We start from the raw sequence: 22,260 nt of genomic DNA, 5'->3' as shown, positions 1-22,260 counted from the left end.
GAACCATAGCCGGTCGCGCCTACCATCGAGATCATGACCGACACGCGACCGGGCCTCCGTTCGGGGGCGACGCCCCTGGCCGTCCGGATGCGTCCCCGCAGCCTCGACGAGGTCACCGGCCAGCGTCATCTCCTGACCCCCGGCTCGCCTCTCGTGAGCCTCGCGTCGGACGTCGCGGGGGAGCAGGGCTCGGTCTCGATCATCCTGTGGGGCCCGCCCGGCACGGGCAAGACGACGCTCGCGCAGGCCATCGCGCACGGATCCAGCCGCCGCTTCGTCGAGCTCTCGGCCGTGACCGCCGGCGTCCGCGACGTGCGGCAGGTGATGGAGAAGGCGCTCAGCGACCGCGACCTCTTCGGCGTCTCGACCGTGCTCTTCCTCGACGAGATCCACCGGTTCACCAAGGCCCAGCAGGACGCGCTGCTGCCGGGCGTGGAGAACGGGTGGGTGATCCTCATCGCGGCCACCACCGAGAACCCGTCGTTCTCCGTCATCTCGCCGCTCCTCTCCCGGAGCCTCCTGCTGACGCTGGAGCAGCTCGACGACGACGACCTGGGCGTGCTCGTGGACCGCGCCGTCGTCGACGACCGGGGACTCGGCGGGCGCTTCGCGCTCGCTGACGACGCGCGGGCCATGATCATCCGGCTCGCGTCCGGCGACGCCCGGCGCGCGCTCACGGCGCTCGAGGCGGCTGCCGTGTCGGCGCAAGCGGACGCGTCGGGCAAGGCGCGCGCGGCGGCCGACGGGCAGGAGGCCGTCGACGAGGACGACGACGACCAGGACGGCGTCGATCCCGAGCCCGCCGAGGATCCCGCGCCCGTCCCGATCTCCACCGAGCAGGTCGCGCTCGCGGTCGACCGGGCCCTGCTCCGCTACGACCGCAACGGCGACGAGCACTACGACGTCATCAGCGCGTTCATCAAGTCGATCCGCGGATCCGACGTCGACGCCGCGCTGCACTACCTCGCGCGGATGATCGAGGCGGGGGAGGACCCGCGCTTCATCGCCCGGCGGATCATCGTCTCGGCGTCGGAGGACATCGGCCTCGCCGACCCGCAGGCGCTCGTCGTCGCGGTCGCGGCCGCCGACGCGGTGCAGCTCATCGGCATGCCCGAGGGGCGGATCCCGTTGGCGCAGGCGGTCGTGCACCTCGCGACCGCGCCCAAGTCGAACGCCTCCTACCTCGGGATCGACCAGGCCATCGCGGACGTCCGCGCCGGCGCCTTCGGCCGCGTGCCGCTGCACCTCCGTGACGCGCACTACCCGGGCGCGAAGCGGCTCGGCCACGGCAAGGGCTACCGCTATCCCCATGACGCGGACATCGGCGTCGTGACGCAGCAGTACCTGCCGGACGAGCTCGTCGGACGCACCTACTACTCGCCCACGCAGCACGGGCACGAGCGGGACCTCTCGGCCCGGCTCGAGAAGCTGCGCCGCATCGTCCGCGGGGGCTGATCCCGGCGCGGCGCATCCCCGGGATCGCGCCGATCGCGTGCTACGCTTGCTGACGCCTAGATGGGGTGTCGCGTGCGGCTGCGTCGACATCCAGATCCAAGGGACACGTCCTGTAGCCGGACGACCCGTGGCGAATCCCTCTACTTCCGCAGGACCCGCATCAGCGGGATCGATCGTCGCGCGCCCATGCGTGTGCGCGGACGCCCTGCATCATTCGTAGTCAGAGACTTTCTCCCTGGAAGGAAAACGTGTCCACCAAGTCACGCACCCGCAGCAAGACCCGCCTCTCCCGCGCGCTGGGCATCCCGCTCACGCCGAAGGCGGCCAAGTACCTCGAGAAGCGCCCCTACGCGCCGGGCGAGCACGGCCGGTCCAAGCGCAAGCAGGACAGCGACTACGCCGTCCGCCTCCGCGAGAAGCAGCGTCTGCGCGCCCAGTACGGCATCCGCGAGGCCCAGCTCAAGATCGCCTTCCAGGAGGCGCGTCGCACGCAGGGCCTGACCGGTGAGAACCTCGTCGAGATCCTCGAGCAGCGCCTCGACGCGCTCGTCGTCCGCTCCGGCCTCGCGCGCACCACGGCGCAGGCCCGCCAGCTCGTCGTGCACCGTCACATCATGGTCGACGGCAAGATCGTCGACCGCCCCTCCTTCCGCGTGAAGGCCGGCCAGATGATCCACGTCAAGCCGCGCTCCGAGGGCACCGAGCCCTTCCAGGTCGCCGCCGCCGGCGGTCACGCCGACGTGCTGCCGAAGCTCCCCTCGTACCTCGAGGTCGAGCTCGACAAGCTCCAGGCCCGCCTCGTGCGCCTGCCGAAGCGCGCCGAGGTCCCCGTGACCTGCGAGGTCCAGCTGGTCGTCGAGTACTACGCGGCACGCTAAGCACCGCTCCACCGTCCGCGAGGCGGGTCGCCCCATCCCGGGGCGGCCCGCCTCGCGTCGTATCCGGCCGCGGCCCACGTCCGCGGCAGTCCGGCCGGGGCGGCGCGGGGCCCGGCCGGTAGGATCGCCCTCGGCCCCGAAGGCCACCAGCCCGTCGCGTCACCTCCCGGAAGGGGAGCAGCATGAAGAACCTCGTCCTCATCGTCGTGGGGGTCGTCATCGGCTTCGCGGTCGCCCACGTGGTCGACCGCACCCCCGCCGGGCACCGCCTGTTCCAGGACGTCGACGCCCGGGCCCGCCGCTTCGGCGAGTCCGTCGAGCACGGCTACCGGCGCCGCGAGGCCGAGCTGCGCTCCGCCGTGGGCGAGGCCGAGGACACCATCACCGAGCTGGGAAAGCAGTAGACCGCATGCAGACCGCAGACATCCGCAACGCCTGGCTGACGTACTTCGGCGATCGGGGGCACACCGTCGTGCCGTCCGCGTCGCTCGTGAGCGACGACCCGACCCTGCTGTTCACGGTGGCCGGCATGGTGCCGTTCGTGCCCTACCTCACGGGCGTCGTGCCCGCGCCGTTCCCGCGCGCGACGAGCGTCCAGAAGTGCATCCGCACCCTCGACATCGAGGAGGTCGGCCGCACGCCCCGACACGGCACCTTCTTCCAGATGAACGGCAACTTCTCGTTCGGCGACTACTTCAAGGAGCAGGCCATCGCGTACGCGTGGGAGCTGCTCACGACGAGCGAGGCCGACGGCGGCCTCGGCTTCTCGCCCGACGACCTCTGGGTCACCGTGTACCACGAGGACGACGAGGCGCGGCAGGCGTGGAAGCGCATCGCGGGCCTGCCGGACGAGCGGATCCAGGGCCTCGGCCGCGACACGAACTACTGGCACACCGGCCAGCCCGGCCCCGCGGGCCCCTGCTCGGAGATCTTCTTCGACCGCGGTCCCGCCTACGGCGCCGACGGCGGCCCGGCCACCGACGACGACCGCTACGTGGAGATCTGGAACCTGGTCTTCATGCAGTACCTGCGCGGGGCCGGCACGGGCAAGAGCGACTTCGAGATCCTCGGCGACCTCCCCAAGAAGAACATCGACACCGGCATGGGCCTCGAGCGCGTCGCGTTCCTCAAGCAGGGCGTCGAGAACATGTACGAGATCGACCAGGTCCGCCCGGTACTCGACCGCGCGGCCGAGCTCTCCGGACGTCGTTACGGCGCCGACCACGAGGACGACGTGCGCATGCGCATCGTCGCCGACCACGTGCGCTCCTCCCTCATGCTGATGTCGGACGGCGTGCGACCGTCGAACGAGGGGCGCGGCTACATCCTGCGGCGCCTGATGCGACGCACCGTGCGCGCGATGCGCCTCATGGGCGTGGACGCCGCGACCTTCGGCGAGCTGTTCCCCGCGTCGCGCGACGCGATGAAGGCCGCCTACCCCGAGGTGTCGGACGACTTCGACCGCATCTCGCGTCTGGCGTACGCGGAGGAGGAGACCTTCCTCCGCACGCTCTCCGGCGGCACGACGATCCTCGACGTCGCGGTCGGCGAGACGAAGGCGAAGGGCGGCGAGCGGATCGCGGGCGACACCGCGTTCCTCCTGCACGACACCTTCGGCTTCCCCATCGACCTCACGCTCGAGATGGCCGAGGAGAACGGCCTCACGGTCGACCGCGAGGCCTTCGACCGCCTGATGCTGGAGCAGCGCACGCGCGCCAAGGCCGACGCCAAGAGCAAGAAGACGGCGCTGGCCGACCTCACCGTCTACAGCGAGTTCCGCGCGGCGGGCGAGACCCGCTTCACGGGCTACGACGAGCTGGAGACGGGGACGACGATCCTCGGGCTCATCGTCGGCGGACGCAGCGTCGACCACGCGGTGGCGGGCGACATCGCGGAGGTCATCCTCCCCGAGACGAGCCTCTACGCGGAGTCCGGCGGCCAGGAGGCCGACGCGGGCAGCATCGTCGGCCAGGGCTTCGATCTCGAGGTGCTCGACGTGCAGAAGCCCGTGAAGGGCCTCATCAGCCACCGCGTGCAGGTGCGGTCGGGCGAGGTGGGCGCGGGCGACGCCGCCACGACGGTCGTCGACGCCGACTGGCGCCGCGGCGCGACCCAGGCGCACTCGGGCACGCACCTCGTCCACGCCGCGCTCCGCCAGGTGCTCGGCCAGGACGCTCACCAGTCCGGCTCCTACAACCGGGCCGGCTACATGCGCCTCGACTTCGCGTGGAACCAGGCGCTCAGCCCCGAGACGCGCAGCGAGATCGAGGACATCGCGAACGGCGCGGTGCGTGACGACCTGCGGGTCGTGACGCGCGTCATGCCGATCGACGAGGCCAAGCAGCTCGGCGCCATGGCCCTGTTCGGCGAGAAGTACGGCGACACCGTGCGCGTGGTCGACATCGGCGGCCCGTGGTCGCGCGAGCTGTGCGCCGGCACGCACGTGTCCTCCAGCGCGCAGATCGGGCTCATCAACGTCGTGGGGGAGTCGTCCGTCGGATCCACCAACCGCCGCATCGAGTCGCTCGTCGGCCGCGAGGCGTTCCAGGACCTGGCCGTCGAGCGCGCCATCGTGTCGCAGCTCACCTCGACCCTCAAGACCCCGCGCGAGCAGCTGCCCGACCGCATCGCCGACCTCATGCAGAACCTCAAGACCGCGGAGCGGCGCATCGCCGACTTCGAGGCGCAGGCGCTGCAGCAGCGCGTGCCGGCGCTCCTCGCGCAGGGATCGCGCGTGGGAGCCGTGACGCTCATCCAGGAGTCGCTCGGCGCCGTCCGCTCGGCCGACGAGGTGCGCCAGCTCGTGACGCTCGTGCGCGAGCGCGCGGGATCCGAGCCCGTCGTGGTCGCCCTCGCGGGCGACGCGGGCGGCAAGCCGACCGTCATCGTGGCCACCAACCAGGCCGCGCGCGACGCGGGCGCCAAGGCCGGGCAGCTCGCCCGGGCGGCGGCGGCGGTGCTCGGCGGCGGCGGAGGCGGCAAGGACGACCTCGCGCAGGGCGGCGGATCCGACGTCTCGGCCATCGGCGACGCGCTGACCGCGGTCCGCCAGGCGCTCGCCTCCTGATGCGGATCGGATCCCGGCTCGCGGTCGACGTGGGGAAGGCCCGCATCGGCCTCGCCCGGTCGGATCCGCACGGGCTGATCGCGACGCCCGTAGAGACCGTGCCGCGCGACCCGGCCGGCTCGGCGGACGTGCGGCGCATCCTCGCGGTGGCCACCGAGATCGACTGCGCGGAGCTCGTCGTGGGCCTCCCGCTCGCGCTCTCCGGCCGTGCCACGGCGTCCACGGACGACGCGGAGGGGTTCGCCCGGCGGCTCGCGGACGCGACGGAGATCCCCGTGCGGCTGGTCGACGAGCGCCTCTCGACGGTCTCCGCGCAGGGGGCCCTGCGCGCCTCGGGCAGAGGCTCCCGTAAGCAGAAGCCGGTGATCGACCAGGTGGCGGCCGTTATAATCCTTCAACATGCGCTCGAGACCGAGCGCGCCGCCGGCTCCCCACCCGGTGCTCTCGTCCCGAGGAACCGAGTCGATCCTGACCGACACGCCTGAGAACGATCCCACCCGACGCGCCACGGCGGCCGCGGGCGGTGGTGGCGAACCCTTCGAGAGCCTGTTCGGCGAGCAGGCGGCGGCACCCGGACGACCGTCGTCTCCCGCTCCCGCCCCGCGTGGCGAGGGGCCGGGCATCGGCACCGGCGCGCCCATGACGCGCCGCGAGCTCCGCGCACTGCGCGAAGCAGCCGAGGCGCAGGCAGCGACTCCCGCTCCCGCTCCCGCTCCCGCTCCCGCGCCCGCTCCCGCGACGGATGACGCGCCGCGACGCTCGGCACCCGAGGCGCGTCCCGCCGGACGGGACGCCGCGCCCCGGCCATCCGTCGACGACCCGCGGCCCGCGACCGAGGAGCGGGCGCGCGTCGCCGTGGCACCCGCCACCACGACGACGCGCGACGCGCCGGGTGCCGGTCGCGGCGCACCGCCGAGCGCGGCGGCCCCCGTCGCCCCGAAGCCCAAGCGCCGCCACCCGAAGTGGCCGTACGTCGTGCTCCTGCTCGTCGTGCTGTTCGGCGGCGCGGCCGTCATCGCGACGTCGCTGTTCGGCCCCGTCGTCTCCGCGCTGCTCACGCCCGCCGAGCCGACCGACTACGACGGCGACGGATCCGGCGAGGTGCAGGTGGTCGTCAAGACGGGCGACACCGGCAGCACCATCGGCGACACGCTCGCCTCGCAGGACGTGGTGAAGACGTCGAAGGCGTTCTACCAGGCCGTCGTCGCGTCCGGCGGCGAGGTGGTCTTCCAGCCGGGCACGTACACGCTGCGGAAGCAGATGAGCGCGGCGTCCGCGCTCGCGCTGCTGCAGGATCCCGCCAGCCAGAGCCAGGCCAAGGTCACCATCCCCGAGGGCCAGACCGCCGCGCAGGCGTTCGAGCTCATCGCGGAGGGCACGGGCACGCCCGTCGCCGACCTCGAGGCCGCAGCGTCGGATCGCGCCGCGCTCGGCATCCCCGCCGAGGCGCCGAACATCGAGGGCTACCTCTTCCCGGCCACCTACGACTTCCCTCCCGGCACCTCCGCCACGGACATGGTGAAGACGATGGTGAGCCGCACCTTCCAGGCGCTCGACCAGGCCGGCGTCGCGCCCGCCGACCGGCACCGCGTGCTCACGCTCGCCGCGCTCATCCAGAAGGAGGCCCGCTTCGAGGGGGACTTCTACAAGGTGTCGCGGGTGTTCCAGAACCGCATCGCGATCGGCATGCCGCTGCAGTCGGACGCGACGGTCGCCTACGGCGCGAACTCGGTCGGCCGAGTGACGACCACCGACGCCGAGCGCGCCGACGACAACCCGTGGAACACCTACGTGCACCCGGGCCTGCCCGTCGGCCCCATCTCGAACCCGGGCGACCTCGCCATCAAGGCCGCGCTGGCGCCCGCCGACGGCCCGTGGCTGTACTTCGTCACCGTCAACACCATCACGGGCGACACCGTCTTCTCGCAGACGTACGAGGAGCACCAGAAGGCCGTCGCGCAGTGGCAGCAGTTCATGAAGGACAACCCGGGCAATGGCTGATCCGCGGACGTCGGCCGTGCGGCTGGCGGTCCTCGGCAGCCCCATCGCGCACTCGCTGTCGCCGCGGCTGCACGCCGCGGCGTATGAGGTGCTCGGGCTCGACTGGACCTACGAGGCGGTGGAGTGCACGGGGGCGGACCTCGGCGCGTTCGTCGCGGGTCTCGGATCCGACTGGCGCGGCCTCTCGCTCACCATGCCGCTCAAGCGCGACGTGCTGCCGCTCCTCGACCTGGTCGACGACACGGCCCGGCTCGCGGGCGCGGCCAACACGCTGCTGCTCGAGCGCGACGCGGCGGGGGCCGTCGTCCGGTGGGGCGCGAACACGGACGTCGCGGGCATCGTCCGCGCGCTCGGGGCGGCCGGCGTCGAGCGCTCGGGGCGGGCCGTGGTGCTGGGCGCCGGATCCACGGCGCGCTCGGCCGTCGTCGCGCTGGCCCGCATGGGCGCGCGCGAGGTCGTCGTCGCGGCCCGCCGGCCGGAGCAGGGGCGGGAGCTCGCGCCGCTGGCCGACGAGCTGGGCATCGCGCTCCTGACCATCCCGCTCGACGACGCGGCGGCCGAGCTCCGCGACGCCGACACCGCGATCAGCACCCTCCCCGGCGACGCCGCCGCGGCCGTGCCGCTGCCTGGCAGCCTGCCGGAGGCGACCGTGCTCCTCGACGTGACGTACGCGCCGTGGCCCACCGGGATCGCGTCGGCGTGGGAGCGCGCGGGCGGCCGCGTCGTGCCGGGGATCGACATGCTCGTGCAGCAGGCGCTCGGCCAGGTGCGGCTGTTCGTCGCCGCGGACGCGGAACGGCCGCTGCCCGGCGAGGAGCGCGTGCTGGCGGCGATGCTCGCGAGCGTCGGCCGCGATCCGCGGAGGCCCTGGACCGGCGCCTGAACCGCGGGTCGGTACCTGCCGCTGCGGGAGGCCCCGGACCGGCGCCAGACCCGCGGGTCCGTCCCTGTCGCTGTGGGAGGATGGGGTCATGCTGCGTTGGCTCACCGCCGGGGAATCCCACGGCCCCGAACTCATCGCCGTCCTGGAGGGTCTGCCCGCGGGCGTGCCCGTCAGCCTCGACGGCATCCGCGCCGACCTCGCCCGTCGCAAGCTCGGCTACGGCCGCGGCGCGCGCATGGCGTTCGAGCAGGACGAGCTGAGCCTCTCCACCGGCGTGGTCCACGGGCGCACGCTCGGCAGCCCCATCGCGGTGCGCATCGGCAACACGGAGTGGCCCAAGTGGGTCGACATCATGAGCCCCGAGCCGGTGGATCCGGAGAAGCTGCAGGGCGCGCGTGCCGCGGCCCTCACGCGTCCCCGCCCCGGCCACGCCGACCTGGTGGGCATGCAGAAGTACGACTTCGACGAGGCGCGACCCGTCCTCGAGCGCGCGAGCGCCCGCGAGACCGCGGCCCGCGTCGCGCTCGGCGCAGTGGCGCGCGCGTTCCTCGCCGAGCTGGGGATCACGCTCGTCAGCCACACGCTCTCCATCGGCCCCGTACGCGTGCCCGAGGGCGCCCCGCTGCCGACGCCCGCCGACGTGGACGCGCTGGACGCGGATCCGCTGCGCTGCTTCCACCCCGAGACCAGCGCCCGCATGGTCGCCGAGGTGGACGACACGAAGTCCAGCGGCGACACGGTCGGCGGCGTCGTCGAGGTCCTCGCCTACGACCTGCCGCCCGGCCTCGGATCGCACGTGCACTGGGACCGCCGCCTCGACTCCAAGCTCGCGGCCGCGCTCATGGGCATCCAGGCGATCAAGGGCGTCGAGGTCGGCGACGGCTTCCTCACGACCACGCGCCGCGGGTCCGAGGCCCACGACGAGCTGTTCTCGACGGACGCCGGCATCGGCCGGTCCACGGACCGCGCCGGCGGCACCGAGGGCGGCATGTCGACGGGCACGGTCCTCCGCGTCCGCGCGGGCATGAAGCCCATCGCGACCGTGCCGCGCGCCCTCCGCACCATCGACACCGCCACGGGCGGCGCGGCCCCCGCGAACCACCAGCGATCCGACGTGTGCGCGGTCCCGGCCGCGGGCGTCGTCGCCGAGGCCATGGTGGCGCTCACGCTCGCCGACGCCGTGCTGGAGAAGTTCGGCGGCGACTCCGTGGGCGAGACCCTGCGCAACCTCCGCGGCTACCTCGACGCGATCCCCGAGGGCCGCCGCACCGGCGCCGACCTCGTGGACGAGGCGGACGCCGCGCCGCCGGCGGCACCCGAGGCCTGACCGTGCCGGTCGTCCTGATCGGCCCGCCCGGCGCGGGCAAGACCACGGTCGGCCGGCGCGTGGCGAAGGCCCTGGGGCTGCCGTTCACCGACACGGACCGCGCGATCGTGCAGGCGCACGGATCCATCGCCGACATCTTCCGCGAGCACGGCGAGCCGCGGTTCCGCCAGCTCGAGCGCGCCCAGGTCGCCGCCGCGCTCGCGGAGGACGGCGTCGTCTCGCTCGGCGGGGGAGCGGTCCTCGACCCCGCGACGCGCGCCGACCTGGCGGCCTGCCGGGTCGTGCTCCTCACCGTGAGCGAGCACGCGGTGCGCGCGCGGATCCGCGGCCACGACCGCCCGCTCGTCGACGGCCTCGAGAGCTGGCGTCGCATCGTCGCCGACCGCGAGGAGCTGTACCGCTCGCTCGCCGACCTGACCATCGACACCTCCGACCGCCCGCTCCCGCGCATCGCGCGCGAGATCGAGCGCTTCGCCCGGGAGAGGCAGCCATGACCGAATCGATCCCCGCCGAGAGCCACGCCGCCGGGAGCGCCGCCCCCGAGCCCGCCGCGGCCACCGTGATCCGCGTCTCCGGCACCCCCGGCTACGACGTCACCGTCGGTCGCGGCCTCGTCCAGGGCGTGGGCGCGCTGCTCGGCCCGCGCGTGCGCAAGGTGCTCATCGTGCACGCGCCCGCCCTCGCCGAGGAGGCGTCCCGCCTGCGGGAGCGCCTGCAGGGCGACGTGGAGGTGTACCTCGCGGAGGTGCCCGACGCCGAGGGCGCCAAGCGCGTCGAGGTCGCCGCGTTCTGCTGGAAGATCATGGGCACCACCGACTTCACGCGCTCGGACGCCGTCATCACGCTCGGCGGCGGCGCCACCACCGACCTCGGCGGGTTCGTCGCGGCGACGTGGCTGCGCGGCGTGATGCTCATCCAGATCCCGACGACGGTGCTCGCCATGGTCGACGCGGCCGTCGGCGGCAAGACCGGCATCAACACGTCAGAGGGCAAGAACCTCGTCGGCGCCTTCTACGCGCCGACCGCCGTCATCGTCGACCTCGACCTGCTGGCGACCCTGCCGCGCAACGAGATCGTCACGGGCTTCGCGGAGATCGTGAAGGCGGGGTTCATCGCGGTGCCGGAGATCCTGGACGTCATCGAGCGGGACGTCGCGCGCGTCACGGATCCCACGACCCCCGAGTTCCGCCGCGTCGTGGAGCTGTCGATCGCGATGAAGGCCGAGGTCGTGGGGGAGGACTTCACCGAGAAGGGCCGCCGCGAGATCCTCAACTACGGCCACACGCTCGGCCACGCCATCGAGCACGCCGAGCGCTACCGCTGGCGGCACGGCGCGGCCGTCGCGGTGGGCATGGTGTTCGCCGCTGAGCTCTCGCGCCTCACGCGCTCGCTGTCCGACGAGGCGGTCGACCGGCACCGGCGGATCCTCGACTCGCTCGACCTGCCCACCAGCTACCCCGTCGGCCGCTGGCCCACGCTCGTCGCGAGCATGAAGCGCGACAAGAAGGCGCGCGGCGACATGATGCGCTTCATCGTGCTCGACGGCGTCGGCCGGGCGAGCGTGCTCAACGGTCCCGAGGAGGCGCTGCTGTTCGCGGCGTACCAGGAGATCGGCTCGTGAGCGACCCCGCGCATCCCGACGCGCCCGTCCGGCCCGTCGCGCTGATCACGGGCGTCGGCCGGGTCGCGGGGCTCGGCGCGGCCATCGCCGAGGACCTGGCACTCGGCGGCTGGGACGTCGCCTTCTCGTACTGGTCGGCCTACGACGCGCGCATGCCCTGGGGCCCGCAGCCCGACGACCCGGCGCGGGTCGCCGAGGCCGTCGAGCGCGCCGGCGGACGCGCGCACGCGATCGAGGCCGACCTGATGGACACGGGCGCGGCCGAGCGGATCCTCGACGGGGTCGAGCGCGAGCTCGGCCCGATCACGGGCCTCGTCCTCAGCCACGCCGAGTCGGTCGACAGCGGGCTCCTCGACACGACCGTGGAGGCCCTCGACCGGCACCTCGCCGTCAACGTGCGGGCGTCGCTCCAGCTCATCCAGGGCTTCGCCCGGCGGTACCGCGCCGAGCCCGGCGCCGGCCGCATCGTGGCGCTCACGAGCGACCACGTGGTGGGCAACGTGCCGTACGGCGCGAGCAAGGCGGCGCTCGATCGCATCGTCATCGCGGCCGCGCGCGAGCTCGAGCACGTGCGCGTTACAGCGAACCTGGTGGATCCCGGGCCCACCGACACCGGCTGGTTCACTCCCGAGCTGCGCGAGGGCCTCCGGCAGGCCACGCCCCGCGGCCGGCTCGCCGAGCCCCGCGACGCGGCCGCGCTCGTCTGCTTCCTGCTGTCGGCGGAGGGCGGCTGGATCAACGGCCAGCGCATCCGCTCCGACGGCGGCCAGAGCGTCGGCTGAGCGGACCCGGGCCGCGCCCTAGGCTGGTGCGCATGTCACGCGTGCTCGTCCTCAACGGCCCCAACCTCGGACGGCTCGGCAGCCGCGAGCCCGACGTGTACGGCACGGGATCGCTCGACGACCTCCGCCGCGAGCTCGTCGCGTTCGCGCCCGACGACGTCGAGATCGACCTCAGGCAGACCGACGACGAGGCGACCCTCATCGGCTGGCTGCACGAGGCCGTCGACACCCGGAGCCCCGTGATCATGAACCCCGCGGCGTTCACGCACTACTCGTACGCGCTCCGCGACGCCGCGGCGCTCGTCACGAAGGCCGGCATCACCCTCATCGAGGTGCACATCTCGAACCCGCACGCGCGCGAGGAGTTCCGGCACACCAGCGTCATCTCGCCCGTCGCGACGGGCGTCATCGCGGGGCTCGGGCAGGGCTCGTACCTCCTGGCCCTCGCGCACGTCGTGACCGGCACCCGTTAGGCTGATCCCTCGGATCGCCCCGCCGCCCGCACAGGTCGGCGCACGGCATCCCCGTGCGGCCGCACCGACGCCGCACCTCCCGCTCGTCGAACAGGCAAGGACCCTCCCCGCATGGCCTCTACCGCTGACATCAAGAACGGCGTCGTCCTCAACATGGACGGCCAGCTGTGGACCGTGATCGAGTTCCAGCACGTGAAGCCGGGCAAGGGCGGCGCGTTCGTGCGCACCAAGGTCAAGAACGTGATGAGCGGCAAGGTCGTCGACCGCACGTTCAACGCGGGCGCGAAGATCGAGACCGAGACGGTCGACCGCCGCGACTTCCAGTACCTCTACGCCGACGGCGAGAACTTCGTGTTCATGGACACGAGCGACTACGACCAGATCACGCTGTCCGCCGCGCAGGTCGGCGACGCGAAGAACTTCATGCTCGAGAACCAGGACGTGACCGTCGCGCTGCACAACGGCGAGGGGCTCTACGTCGAGCTGCCCGCGTCCGTCGTGCTCACCATCACGTACACGGAGCCGGGCCTGCAGGGCGACCGATCGACGGGCGGCACCAAGCCCGCGACCGTCGAGACCGGGCACCAGATCCAGGTCCCGCTCTTCCTCGAGCAGGGCACGCGCGTCAAGGTGGACACCCGCACGGGCGACTACCTCGGCCGCGTCACCGACTGACCCGTGAGCGCACGCACCAAGGCGCGCAAGCGCGCCCTCGACGTCCTCTACGTCGCGGACATCCGCGGCGAGTCCATCCCCGCGACCCTCGCGGTCGAGCAGCAGCGCGCCGCGGCCGAGCCCGACCGCCAGGCGTCGTGGCAGTACGCGCGCGAGATCGCCGAGGGCTTCGTCGCGCACCAGGACGAGATCGACGAGCTCATCGAGACGTACTCGGTGAACTGGACGCTCGCCCGCATGCCCGCCGTCGACCGCGCGATCCTGCGCATCGGCATCTGGGAGATCCTCTTCAACGCCGACGTGCCGGACGGTGTAGCCATCTCCGAGAGCGTCGACCTCGCGTCGTCGCTGTCGACGGACGAGTCGGCGTCGTTCGTCAACGGCATGCTGGCGCGGATCGCGGCGACGCAGGCGTAGCCATCGCGGGGCGTGCGTCCCGCCAGCCCGTTACGTCGCGTGACGCCCCGCGACCGCGTGTGACGCGAGACGGTCCGCCGGTGCCCGAGCCGTCCTAGCGTCGGGTCATGCCCGTCACCGCATCCGCATCGCGACCCGACCCGGCGACCGCCGCGTCGCCCGCTCCCGCCACGGACCCCATCGCGGGCTCCGCCGGCGCGGTCGAGCTCCGCGGGGTCGGACGGTCGTTCGCCGGCGACGGATCCCGGGCCCGGCGCACGGTGCTGCGGGACGTGGACCTCGACCTCGCCGCGGGCGACGTCGTGGCGGTCCTCGGGCCGTCCGGCTGCGGCAAGTCGACCCTCCTGCGCCAGGTGAGCGGCCTCGACCGGCCCGACGCCGGATCCATCCGCATCGACGGAACGCCCGTGCGCGACGTCGACCAGCGCTCCGCCGTCGCGTTCCAGGAGCCGCGCCTGCTGCCGTGGCGCACCATCCGCGCCAACGTCCGCCTCGGCCTGCCCCGCGACGTGCCGCGCGACGAGGGCGACGCCCGCGTGCACGACCTGGACGCCCGCGTGCACGACCTGCTCGAGCTGACCGGCCTCGCCGAGGCCGCCGACCTCCGTCCCCGGCAGGTCTCCGGCGGCATGGCCCAGCGCGCCTCGCTCGCCCGCGCGCTCGCCCGGCGGCCCCGCGTCCTCGTGCTCGACGAGCCGTTCGGCGCGCTCGACGCCCTGACGCGCCTGCGCATGCAGGACCTCCTGCTCGACGTGCACGAGGCCATCCCGACCACGGTCCTCCTCGTCACGCACGACGTGGACGAGGCCCTGCACCTCGCCGACCGCGTGGTGCTGCTCGGCCCGGATCCCGCGGACGGCGCCGCGCCCGGCGCGACCGTCCGCCGCGTCCTCGAGGTGCCGGGCGCCCGCCCGCGCGACCGCGGCGACGCGACCCTCGCCGCCCTCCGCGCCGAGCTGCTCGAGGGGCTCGGCGTGCCGGGCCACCGGGCGCGCTGAGCCGGACCTGCGCCACCGCACCCGCCACCCACCACCCGCCCGCATCACCCGACACCGCACCGAGGACCCACCGTGACCCGTCTCCTGCCCCGCAGATCCCTCCCCGCCCTCGCGCTCGCGGGCGCCGCCGCGATGCTCCTCGTCGGATGCGCCGCGGGGGAGGGCTCGTCCGTCGCCCCCGCCGCCGACGCATCCGCGGATCGCGCGGGCTGGAGCGCGGACACCCTCACCCTCGACTGGGCGACCTACAACCCGCTGAGCCTCATCGTGAAGGACCAGGGCCTCGTCGAGAAGCGGCTCGGGTCGGACGTGAAGGTCGACTGGGTGCAGTCCGCGGGCTCGAACAAGGCCAACGAGCTGCTGCGCGCGGGAGCCGTCGACGTGGGATCCACGGCGGGATCGGCCGCGCTCCTCGCCCGGGCCAACGGATCGCCCATCCGCACCATCGACGTGTACTCGCAGCCGGAGTGGACCGCGATCGTCGTGCCGAAGGGGTCGCCCATCACGAGCGTCGACCAGCTCCGCGGCGCCGACATCGCCGCCACGAAGGGCACCGACCCGTACTTCTTCCTGCTGCAGACGCTGGAGGAGGCTGGCATCCCCGCCTCGGACGTCACCATCCAGAACCTCCAGCACGCCGACGGCCGGGCCGCCCTCGAGAACGGCTCGGTCGACGCGTGGGCGGGTCTCGACCCGCTCATGGCCGCGAGCGAGGCCGAAGCGGGATCCACGCTGCTGTACCGGAACGTCGACTTCGCGACCTACGGGTTCCTGAACGCGACGCAGTCGTTCCTCGACGCGTCGCCCGACCTCGCGCAGGCCGTCGTGGACTCCTACGAGGAGGCCCGCGCCTGGGCCGTCGAGCACCCCGACGAGACGGCGGCGATCCTCGCGCAGGCCGCCGCGATCGACCCCGCCGTCGCCTCCACGGTGATCGACCGCACGAACCTCGGCGTGGATCCCGTCCCCGGCGACGCGCAGCGCGCCGTGCTGGAGCGCGTCGGCCCGATCCTCGTGGAGTCCGGCGACGTGCCGGACCAGGGCGAGGTCGACACCGCGCTCGACGAGCTGTTCGAGCCACGGTTCGCCGAGGCCGCGGATCCCGCCTCCGGGTCCGCCGGATGACCGCGCTCCGGCCCGCGCGGGAGGACGTCCGCGCCGACGACCGGACGGGCGCCGAGGTCCCGGACGACGACGGCCGCGTCGCACGACGAGCCCCGGGCCGCGCCACGGGTGGCGCGCTCGTCCGGGTCGGCGTGGGCCTCGTGGTCCCCGTCCTGGTGGTCGGCCTCTGGGCCGCCGTGACCGCCACGGGCGCCGTGCCCGCCCACCTCCTGCCCGCGCCGCTCGACGTGGTGCGCGCCGGGGCGCAGCTCGCCGAGCAGGGGATCCTCGGGCAGTACGTCGCCATCTCGCTGCAGCGCGTGCTCCTCGGCTTCGCGCTCGGCGCGACGGTGGGCCTCGTGCTCGGCGCCGTCGTCGGCCTGTCCCGCGTCGGCCGGCTCCTCCTCGCGCCCACCGCAGGAGCGTTCCGCACGGTGCCGTCGCTCGCGTGGGTGCCGCTGCTGCTGCTCTGGATGGGGATCAACGAGGACTCCAAGGTCACGCTCGTCGCCATCGGCGCGATGTTCCCCGTGTACACGACGGTCGCGGGCGCGCTCCGGCACGTGGACCCGCACCTTGTGGAGGTGGGGCGCGCGTTCGGGCTCTCGCGGATCCCGCTGCTCGTCACCGTGCAGCTGCCCGCGGTGCTGCCCGCCGTCGTCTCGGGGCTCCGGCTCGCGCTCGCGCAGTCGTGGCTGTTCCTCGTGGCGGCGGAGCTGCTCGCCGCGTCGATGGGGCTCGGCTACCTGCTCACGGAGTCGTCCGCGAACGGGCGCGTCGACCGGGTGCTGCTCGCGATCGTGCTGCTCGCGGTGCTCGGCGCCGTGACCGACGCGGTCGTGGGCCTCGTGGAGCGGGTGCTCGTGCGGCGCTGGGGATGACGGCCGCCCGCTCCGTGTCGCCGCGTGACGTGCCGGTTCCGGATCCCGGCCGTGCCGCACGTAGCGTCGGCGCATGACCTCCCCGCGCACCGAGCAGGCCGACACCGCGTCCGACCACGTCGCCGACGCCGAGCAGGCGCTCTTCCCGCCGCCCGCCGCGCTCGCCGCCGCCGCGAACGTCACGGCGGAGGCGTACGACCGCGCGGAGGCGGATCCGGTCGCCTTCTGGGAGGAGGCCGCCCGCCGCCTCGACTGGGAGACGCCGTGGGAGACGTCGCACACGTGGGTCCCGCCGGTCGCCGCCGACGGCACCCCGCAGGTCCCCGCCGCCACCTGGTTCGCGGGCGGCCGCCTCAACGTCGCCGCCAACTGCGTCGACCGCCACGTCGCCGCCGGGCAGGGGGAGAAGGTCGCGCTGCACTTCGAGGGCGAGCCCGGCGACCGTCGGACGGTCACCTACCGCGACCTCCAGGAGGAGGTGTCCCGCGCCGCCAACGCCCTCACGGCGCTCGGCGTCGGGCCCGGCGACCGCGTCGTGATCTACCTGCCCGTGCTCGTCGAGACGATCGTCGCGACCCTCGCGGTCGCGCGCATCGGCGCGGTGCACTCGCTCGTCTTCGGCGGCTTCTCCGCGGAGGCCCTGCGGTTCCGCGTCGAGGACACGGGCGCGAAGCTCCTCATCACGAGCGACGGGCAGAACCGGCGCGGGACGGCCGTCGCCACCAAGCCGCAGGCCGACGAGGCCGTCGCGGGCGTCGCGTCGATCGAGCACGTGCTCGTCGTCCGCCGCACCGGACAGGACGTGCCGTGGACCCCGGGACGCGACGTCTGGTGGCACGACGCCGTGGGATCCGCCTCCCCGCTGCACGAGCCCCGCGCCTTCGACGCCGAGCACCCGCTCTTCATCATCTACACCTCGGGCACGACCGGCCGCCCCAAGGGCCTCGTGCATACGAGCGGCGGCTACCTCACGCACGCGTCGTGGGCGCACTGGGCCCACTTCGACGCGAAGCCCGACGACGTGCACTGGTGCACGGCCGACCTCGCCTGGGTCACCGCGCACACCTACGAGATCTACGGCCCGCTCTCGAACGGCCTGACGCAGGTGATCTACGAGGGCACGCCCGACACGCCCCACCGCGGGCGGCACCTGGAGATCATCGAGCGGTACGGGGTGACCACGTACTACACGGCGCCCACGCTCATCCGCTCCCTCATGGGCTGGTACCCCGACGGCATCGCGGGGCACGACCTCTCGAGCATCCGGCTCCTGGGATCCGTGGGGGAGGCCATCAACCCCGCGGCCTGGCGCTGGTTCCACCGGGAGATCGGCGGGGGATCCGCGCCCGTGGTCGACACGTGGTGGCAGTCCGAGACCGGGGCCGGCGTCATCGCGCCGCTGCCGGGCGTCTCGACCCTCAAGCCCGGCGCCGCCGGACGCGCGCTGCCCGGGTTCCTCGTGGACGTGGTCGACGACGACGGCGAGCCCGCCGCGGACGGGGAGGGCGGCCTCCTCGTGATGCAGCGCCCGTGGCCGGGCATGGCCCGCACCGTGTGGGGCGATCCCGACCGCTACCGCCGCGCGTACTGGGAGCGCTTCGCCGACCGCGGCTGGTTCCTCGCGGGCGACGGCGCCCGGCGCGACGCCGACGGCGACATCGCGCTGCAGGGCCGGATCGACGAGGTCGTCAACGTGTCCGGGCACCGCCTCTCCACCATCGAGATCGAGTCGGCGCTCGTCGCGCACCCGCGCGTGGGCGAGGCGGGCGTCACGGGCGTGGCCGACGACCTCACCGGGCAGCGCGTGGTCGCGTTCGTCGTCCCGGGCGGCGACGACCGACCCGCGGACGACGACGCCGACGGCTGGGCGGCGCTCGCCGCGGAGCTGGGGCCCGTGCTCACGGCGCACGTGGCGCGCGCGATCGGGCCGGTCGCCAAGCCCCGCCGGATCGTCGCGGTGCCGGACGTGCCCAAGACGCGCTCGGGCAAGATCATGCGCCGCCTCCTGGCCGACCTCGTGGAGGGCCGGACCCTCGGGGACGCCACGAGCCTGCAGGACGCGGCCGTCCTCGGCCGGATCCGCGCGGTGCTCGACGCCTCCGCGCGCTGAGGACACGCGCGGGCTGCGCGCCGGACCCCGCGCACGGGGGACACCCGCTAGAGTGACCGGCGGAACAGACCACCTTTAACATCCGTCCCGAGAGGCGGGGAAGGAGGTCGGATTGCCTCAGCGCATCGTGCTGCAGCCCTCTGACATCACCCGTGCGCTCACGCGCATCGCCCACGAGATCCTCGAGTCGAACCGCGGCCCGAATTGCCTGCTGCTCCTCGGGATCCCCACCCGCGGCACCGTCCTCGCCGAGCGCATCGGCCGCATCATCGCCCGCCTCGAGCCCGAGGCCCCCGCCGACCTGGTGGGCTCGCTCGACGTCACCATGTACCGCGACGACCTGCAGCGGAACCCCACCCGTGCGCCCGCGCCCACGCGCCTGCCGGCCGGCGGCGTCGACGGCCGCACCGTCGTGCTCGTCGACGACGTGCTCTTCTCCGGCCGCACCGTGCGCGCGGCCCTCGACGCGATCGGCGACCTCGGCCGTCCCACGGCCGTCCGGCTCGCCGCGCTGGTCGACCGCGGCCACCGCGAGCTCCCCATCCGCGCCGACTTCGTGGGCAAGAACCTGCCGTCCAGCCTGGCCGAGCGGATCTTCGTCCGGCTCGAGGAGACCGACGGCGAGGATTCGGTGAGCATCGCCGGCCCGGACGACGCGCTGGCGACCTCCCCCGCCGGCGAGGGGACGACGCGATGAGGCACCTGCTCTCCACGCGCGACCTGTCCCGCGTCGAGGCGGTCCACATCCTCGACGTGGCCGAGGACATGGCCGACGTCGGAACGCGCGAGATCAAGAAGACGCCCGCCCTCCGCGGCCGCACGGTCGTCAACCTCTTCTTCGAGGACTCCACCCGCACGCGCATCTCGTTCGAGGCCGCGGCCAAGCGCCTCTCGGCCGACGTCATCAACTTCAGCGCCAAGGGGTCGAGCGTGTCCAAGGGCGAGAGCCTCAAGGACACCGCGCAGACGCTGCAGGCGATGGGCGCCGACGGCGTGGTCGTCCGGCACCCCTCGTCGGGTGCGCCGCACACGCTCGCCGGCAGCGGCTGGATCGACGCCGGCATCGTCAACGCGGGCGACGGCACGCACGAGCACCCCACGCAGGCGCTGCTCGACGCGTTCACCATCCGCCGCAGGCTGCACGGGACCGCCGCGCGCGGGAAGGGGCTCGACGGCACGCGCGTCGTGATCGTCGGCGACGTGCTCCACAGCCGCGTCGCCCGCTCGAACGCGTGGCTGCTCACGACGCTCGGCGCCGAGGTCACGCTCGTCGCGCCGCCCACGCTCGTGCCGGTGGGCGTCGGATCCTGGCCCGTCACCGTCCGCTACGACCTCGACGCGGCGCTCGTCGAGGGGAAGCCCGACGCCGTGATGATGCTCCGGATCCAGGCCGAGCGCATGCGCGCCGCCTTCTTCCCGAACCCGCGCGAGTACGCGCGCATCTGGGGCCTCGACGACGCGCGCCTCGCGCTCCTCGGGCCCGATACGATCGTCATGCACCCGGGGCCCATGAACCGCGGGCTCGAGATTTCCGCCGCCGCCGCCGACTCGGAGAGGTCCACGGTGCGCGAGCAGGTCGCCAACGGCGTCTCGGTGCGCATGGCCGTCCTCTACCTCCTGCTGTCCGGCGACGGGAAGGCCGACCGATGACCCAGAACGACACGAACCCCGACGACACCCACCTGATCCGCGGCGCGACCCTGCCGTCGGGCGAGCGCGCCGACATCCTCGTCGCCGACGGGCTCATCCGCGAGATCGGCCCCGACCTCGAGACGCCGGCCGGTGCCCACGTGATCGAGGCCGACGGCCTCGTCGCGCTGCCCGGACTGGTCGACCTGCACGTGCACCTGCGCGAGCCCGGCTACGAGCAGAGCGAGACCGTCCTCACGGGATCCCGCGCCGCGGCCCTCGGCGGCTTCACGGCGGTCTTCGCGATGGCCAACACGATGCCCGTGCAGGACACGGCGGGGGTGGTCGAGCAGGTCAAGGCCCTCGGCGACGCCGCCGGCTACGCGACCGTGCGCCCCATCGGCGCGGTCTCGGTGGGCCTCGCGGGGGAGTCGATGGCGGAGATCGGCGCGATGGCCTCGAGCCGCGCGGCCGTCCGCGTCTTCTCCGACGACGGGAAGTGCGTCTCGGACCCGCTGCTCATGCGTCGCGCGCTCGAGTACGTGAAGGCGTTCGACGGTGTCATCGCGCAGCACGCGCAGGACCCGCGCCTCACCGAGGGCGCCACCATGAACGAGGGCGCGCTGTCCGGCGAGCTCGGCATCACGGGCTGGCCCGCGGTCGCCGAGGAGTCGATCATCGCGCGCGACGTGCTGCTCGCCGAGCACGTCGGATCGCGCCTCCACGTCTGCCACGTCTCCACGGCCGGCTCCGTCGACGTGATCCGCTGGGCCAAGGCCCGCGGCGTCGACGTCACCGCGGAGGTCACGCCGCACCACCTGCTCCTCACCGAGGACCTGGTCGCCGGCTACGACGCGCGCTACAAGGTGAACCCGCCGCTCCGCCGCCGCGAGGACGTCGAGGCGCTCCGCCAGGCCCTCGCCGACGGCACGATCGACGTGGTCGCGACCGACCACGCGCCGCACCCCACCGAGGCCAAGGACTGCGAGTGGGACGCGGCCGCGTTCGGCATGGTCGGCCTCGAGTCGGCGCTCTCCGTGGTGCAGCTCGCCATGGTCGACACCGGGCTCCTCGACTGGGCCGGCGTCGCGCGCGTCATGTCGCACGCGCCCGCGCGCATCGGCCGGCTCGCCGAGCACGGGCACGCGCTGGCCGGCGGATCCCCGGCCGACATCACGCTCTACGACCCGTCCGCATCGCGCGTCTTCGACCGCGACGACCTCGGCGGGCTCAGCGGCAACTCGCCCTACCTCGAGATGACGCTGCCAGGCCGCGTCGTCGCGACCTTCCACCGCGGCTACCCGACCGTGCTCGACGGCGCGCTCGTCGACCGCGAGACCGTCGCCCGCGCCGCCGTCCTCCGCGACCGCGCGGACGCCGACGCACGCGACGCGGCGACCTCGGTCGGCGTCCCGGAGGCACGCGCATGAGCGGCCGCCTCGTGCCCGCGATCACGGTGATCGCGCTCCTCGTCCTGCTGCTCGCGCTCATGGTGCTCGGGTGGCGCGCGCGCCGCCGCCGCCAGCGCGCGCTGCCCGAGCCGCCGCGCCTTCCCGCCGGGCTCGGCGCGCCGACGTTCGAGGTCGACGTGCTCTACGTCGCCACGACCACGGCGGGGGAGCCGCTCGACCGGCTGACCGTGGCGCCCCTCGGCTTCCGCGGTCGCGCGGCTGCCCGGGTGCACGACGCGGGCCTCGTGCTCGCGATCGACGGCGAGCGCGAGGTGCTCGTGCCCGCTGACCGCATCACGGGATCCGGGCTCGCGACCTACGCGATCGACCGCGTCGTGGAGGAGGGCGGCCTGGTGGCCGTCAGCTGGATCCTCGACGAGGCGGCCGGGACCTCGGTCGACACGTACCTCCGGGTGATCGACCCGCGCGAGAAGACCGCGCTCGTCGACGCCCTCCACCACATCACGCGCCCTGCGCACGACGACGACAACGAAGGGAAGTGACCGAC

At 73.9% G+C, this 22,260-nt stretch carries 22 protein-coding genes; all 22 read left to right on the top strand.

Annotated elements, in window-relative coordinates; all coding sequences use genetic code 11:
- The first annotated feature begins 33 nt into the window (after window positions 1-33).
- The 22 genes from K0V08_RS04810 to K0V08_RS04705 all read left to right on the top strand — a co-directional run bounded on the left by K0V08_RS04810 (window position 34) and on the right by K0V08_RS04705 (window position 22,255).
- Window positions 34-1,455 carry a replication-associated recombination protein A gene (locus tag K0V08_RS04810; protein ID WP_079533375.1) on the top strand — a complete coding sequence of 474 codons (1,422 nt, stop codon included), beginning with the start codon at window positions 34-36 and terminating at the stop codon, window positions 1,453-1,455.
- 248 nt (window positions 1,456-1,703) lie between these two features.
- The gene (gene rpsD, locus K0V08_RS04805; protein WP_012038492.1) at window positions 1,704-2,333 is read left to right on the top strand and encodes a 30S ribosomal protein S4; all 630 of its coding nucleotides are present in this window, start codon (window positions 1,704-1,706) and stop codon (window positions 2,331-2,333) included.
- Window positions 2,334-2,515: 182 nt separating this feature from the next.
- A complete protein-coding gene (locus K0V08_RS04800; protein WP_012038491.1) occupies window positions 2,516-2,737 on the top strand; it encodes a hypothetical protein in 222 nt (73 codons plus the stop codon).
- A gap of 5 nt (window positions 2,738-2,742) precedes the next feature.
- Window positions 2,743-5,400, top strand: a complete 2,658-nt coding sequence (alaS, locus tag K0V08_RS04795; RefSeq protein WP_079533372.1) for an alanine--tRNA ligase — start codon at window positions 2,743-2,745, stop codon at window positions 5,398-5,400.
- Window positions 5,400-5,885 carry a Holliday junction resolvase RuvX gene (ruvX, locus tag K0V08_RS04790; protein WP_079533370.1) on the top strand — a complete coding sequence of 162 codons (486 nt, stop codon included), beginning with the start codon at window positions 5,400-5,402 and terminating at the stop codon, window positions 5,883-5,885. The genes alaS and ruvX overlap by 1 nt, the downstream gene beginning before the upstream one ends.
- Window positions 5,800-7,401, top strand: a complete 1,602-nt coding sequence (mltG, locus tag K0V08_RS04785) for an endolytic transglycosylase MltG (protein ID WP_228510691.1) — start codon at window positions 5,800-5,802, stop codon at window positions 7,399-7,401. The genes ruvX and mltG overlap by 86 nt, the downstream gene beginning before the upstream one ends.
- Entirely contained in the window at window positions 7,394-8,284 is an 891-nt protein-coding gene (locus tag K0V08_RS04780; RefSeq protein ID WP_079533367.1) for a shikimate dehydrogenase, read from the top strand. Before mltG ends, K0V08_RS04780 begins: the two co-directional genes overlap by 8 nt.
- 88 nt (window positions 8,285-8,372) lie before the next feature.
- Window positions 8,373-9,611, top strand: a complete 1,239-nt coding sequence (gene aroC / locus K0V08_RS04775) for a chorismate synthase (protein WP_012038486.1) — start codon at window positions 8,373-8,375, stop codon at window positions 9,609-9,611.
- A gap of 2 nt (window positions 9,612-9,613) precedes the next feature.
- Window positions 9,614-10,105: a shikimate kinase gene (locus K0V08_RS04770; protein WP_079533365.1), complete on the top strand. Its 492-nt coding sequence runs from the start codon at window positions 9,614-9,616 to the stop codon at window positions 10,103-10,105.
- A complete protein-coding gene (aroB, locus tag K0V08_RS04765; RefSeq protein WP_079533363.1) occupies window positions 10,102-11,232 on the top strand; it encodes a 3-dehydroquinate synthase in 1,131 nt (376 codons plus the stop codon). The genes K0V08_RS04770 and aroB overlap by 4 nt, the downstream gene beginning before the upstream one ends.
- Complete coding sequence (locus tag K0V08_RS04760; protein WP_079533361.1) at window positions 11,229-12,014, top strand: SDR family oxidoreductase; 786 nt, start codon at window positions 11,229-11,231, stop codon at window positions 12,012-12,014. Before aroB ends, K0V08_RS04760 begins: the two co-directional genes overlap by 4 nt.
- 32 nt (window positions 12,015-12,046) lie before the next feature.
- Window positions 12,047-12,487, top strand: a complete 441-nt coding sequence (locus K0V08_RS04755) for a type II 3-dehydroquinate dehydratase (protein WP_079533358.1) — start codon at window positions 12,047-12,049, stop codon at window positions 12,485-12,487.
- 111 nt (window positions 12,488-12,598) lie between these two features.
- Window positions 12,599-13,162, top strand: coding sequence for an elongation factor P (gene efp / locus K0V08_RS04750; protein ID WP_012038481.1), 564 nt, complete (start codon window positions 12,599-12,601; stop codon window positions 13,160-13,162).
- A 3-nt stretch (window positions 13,163-13,165) separates the two neighbouring features.
- Window positions 13,166-13,579 carry a transcription antitermination factor NusB gene (gene nusB / locus K0V08_RS04745; protein ID WP_079533354.1) on the top strand — a complete coding sequence of 138 codons (414 nt, stop codon included), beginning with the start codon at window positions 13,166-13,168 and terminating at the stop codon, window positions 13,577-13,579.
- A gap of 107 nt (window positions 13,580-13,686) precedes the next feature.
- Window positions 13,687-14,577, top strand: a complete 891-nt coding sequence (locus K0V08_RS04740; protein WP_172407307.1) for an ABC transporter ATP-binding protein — start codon at window positions 13,687-13,689, stop codon at window positions 14,575-14,577.
- A gap of 72 nt (window positions 14,578-14,649) precedes the next feature.
- Window positions 14,650-15,702 carry an aliphatic sulfonate ABC transporter substrate-binding protein gene (locus K0V08_RS04735; protein ID WP_012038478.1) on the top strand — a complete coding sequence of 351 codons (1,053 nt, stop codon included), beginning with the start codon at window positions 14,650-14,652 and terminating at the stop codon, window positions 15,700-15,702.
- Window positions 15,699-16,562 (top strand): ABC transporter permease, encoded by an 864-nt coding sequence (locus K0V08_RS04730; protein WP_079533352.1) that lies wholly within the window; start codon window positions 15,699-15,701, stop codon window positions 16,560-16,562. The genes K0V08_RS04735 and K0V08_RS04730 overlap by 4 nt, the downstream gene beginning before the upstream one ends.
- Window positions 16,563-16,635: 73 nt before the next feature.
- The gene (gene acs / locus K0V08_RS04725) at window positions 16,636-18,672 is read left to right on the top strand and encodes an acetate--CoA ligase (RefSeq protein WP_079533349.1); all 2,037 of its coding nucleotides are present in this window, start codon (window positions 16,636-16,638) and stop codon (window positions 18,670-18,672) included.
- A gap of 112 nt (window positions 18,673-18,784) precedes the next feature.
- Window positions 18,785-19,369, top strand: coding sequence for a bifunctional pyr operon transcriptional regulator/uracil phosphoribosyltransferase PyrR (pyrR, locus tag K0V08_RS04720; protein WP_079533346.1), 585 nt, complete (start codon window positions 18,785-18,787; stop codon window positions 19,367-19,369).
- Complete coding sequence (locus K0V08_RS04715) at window positions 19,366-20,322, top strand: aspartate carbamoyltransferase catalytic subunit (protein WP_079533343.1); 957 nt, start codon at window positions 19,366-19,368, stop codon at window positions 20,320-20,322. Before pyrR ends, K0V08_RS04715 begins: the two co-directional genes overlap by 4 nt.
- Window positions 20,319-21,731 carry a dihydroorotase gene (locus K0V08_RS04710; protein WP_079533340.1) on the top strand — a complete coding sequence of 471 codons (1,413 nt, stop codon included), beginning with the start codon at window positions 20,319-20,321 and terminating at the stop codon, window positions 21,729-21,731. The genes K0V08_RS04715 and K0V08_RS04710 overlap by 4 nt, the downstream gene beginning before the upstream one ends.
- Window positions 21,728-22,255, top strand: a complete 528-nt coding sequence (locus K0V08_RS04705) for a PH-like domain-containing protein (protein WP_079533337.1) — start codon at window positions 21,728-21,730, stop codon at window positions 22,253-22,255. Before K0V08_RS04710 ends, K0V08_RS04705 begins: the two co-directional genes overlap by 4 nt.
- Window positions 22,256-22,260: the final 5 nt, after the last annotated feature.

The sequence above is a fragment of the Clavibacter michiganensis genome (genome assembly GCF_021216655.1).
Taxonomy (GTDB): domain Bacteria; phylum Actinomycetota; class Actinomycetes; order Actinomycetales; family Microbacteriaceae; genus Clavibacter; species Clavibacter michiganensis.
This window is presented reverse-complemented; position numbering and strand designations above follow the sequence as displayed.

Bases quoted from the DNA above. Each gene is read 5' to 3' on its own strand.
- K0V08_RS04810 (WP_079533375.1), top strand. From the start codon at position 34: ATGACCGACACGCGACCGGGCCTCCGTTCGGGGGCGACGCCCCTGGCC.
- K0V08_RS04800 (WP_012038491.1), top strand. From the start codon at position 2,516: ATGAAGAACCTCGTCCTCATCGTCGTGGGGGTCGTCATCGGCTTCGCG.
- alaS (WP_079533372.1), top strand. From the start codon at position 2,743: ATGCAGACCGCAGACATCCGCAACGCCTGGCTGACGTACTTCGGCGAT.
- ruvX (WP_079533370.1), top strand. From the start codon at position 5,400: ATGCGGATCGGATCCCGGCTCGCGGTCGACGTGGGGAAGGCCCGCATC.
- mltG (WP_228510691.1), top strand. From the start codon at position 5,800: ATGCGCTCGAGACCGAGCGCGCCGCCGGCTCCCCACCCGGTGCTCTCG.
- K0V08_RS04780 (WP_079533367.1), top strand. From the start codon at position 7,394: ATGGCTGATCCGCGGACGTCGGCCGTGCGGCTGGCGGTCCTCGGCAGC.
- aroC (WP_012038486.1), top strand. From the start codon at position 8,373: ATGCTGCGTTGGCTCACCGCCGGGGAATCCCACGGCCCCGAACTCATC.
- aroB (WP_079533363.1), top strand. From the start codon at position 10,102: ATGACCGAATCGATCCCCGCCGAGAGCCACGCCGCCGGGAGCGCCGCC.
- K0V08_RS04755 (WP_079533358.1), top strand. From the start codon at position 12,047: ATGTCACGCGTGCTCGTCCTCAACGGCCCCAACCTCGGACGGCTCGGC.
- efp (WP_012038481.1), top strand. From the start codon at position 12,599: ATGGCCTCTACCGCTGACATCAAGAACGGCGTCGTCCTCAACATGGAC.
- K0V08_RS04740 (WP_172407307.1), top strand. From the start codon at position 13,687: ATGCCCGTCACCGCATCCGCATCGCGACCCGACCCGGCGACCGCCGCG.
- K0V08_RS04730 (WP_079533352.1), top strand. From the start codon at position 15,699: ATGACCGCGCTCCGGCCCGCGCGGGAGGACGTCCGCGCCGACGACCGG.
- acs (WP_079533349.1), top strand. From the start codon at position 16,636: ATGACCTCCCCGCGCACCGAGCAGGCCGACACCGCGTCCGACCACGTC.
- K0V08_RS04715 (WP_079533343.1), top strand. From the start codon at position 19,366: ATGAGGCACCTGCTCTCCACGCGCGACCTGTCCCGCGTCGAGGCGGTC.
- K0V08_RS04710 (WP_079533340.1), top strand. From the start codon at position 20,319: ATGACCCAGAACGACACGAACCCCGACGACACCCACCTGATCCGCGGC.
- K0V08_RS04705 (WP_079533337.1), top strand. From the start codon at position 21,728: ATGAGCGGCCGCCTCGTGCCCGCGATCACGGTGATCGCGCTCCTCGTC.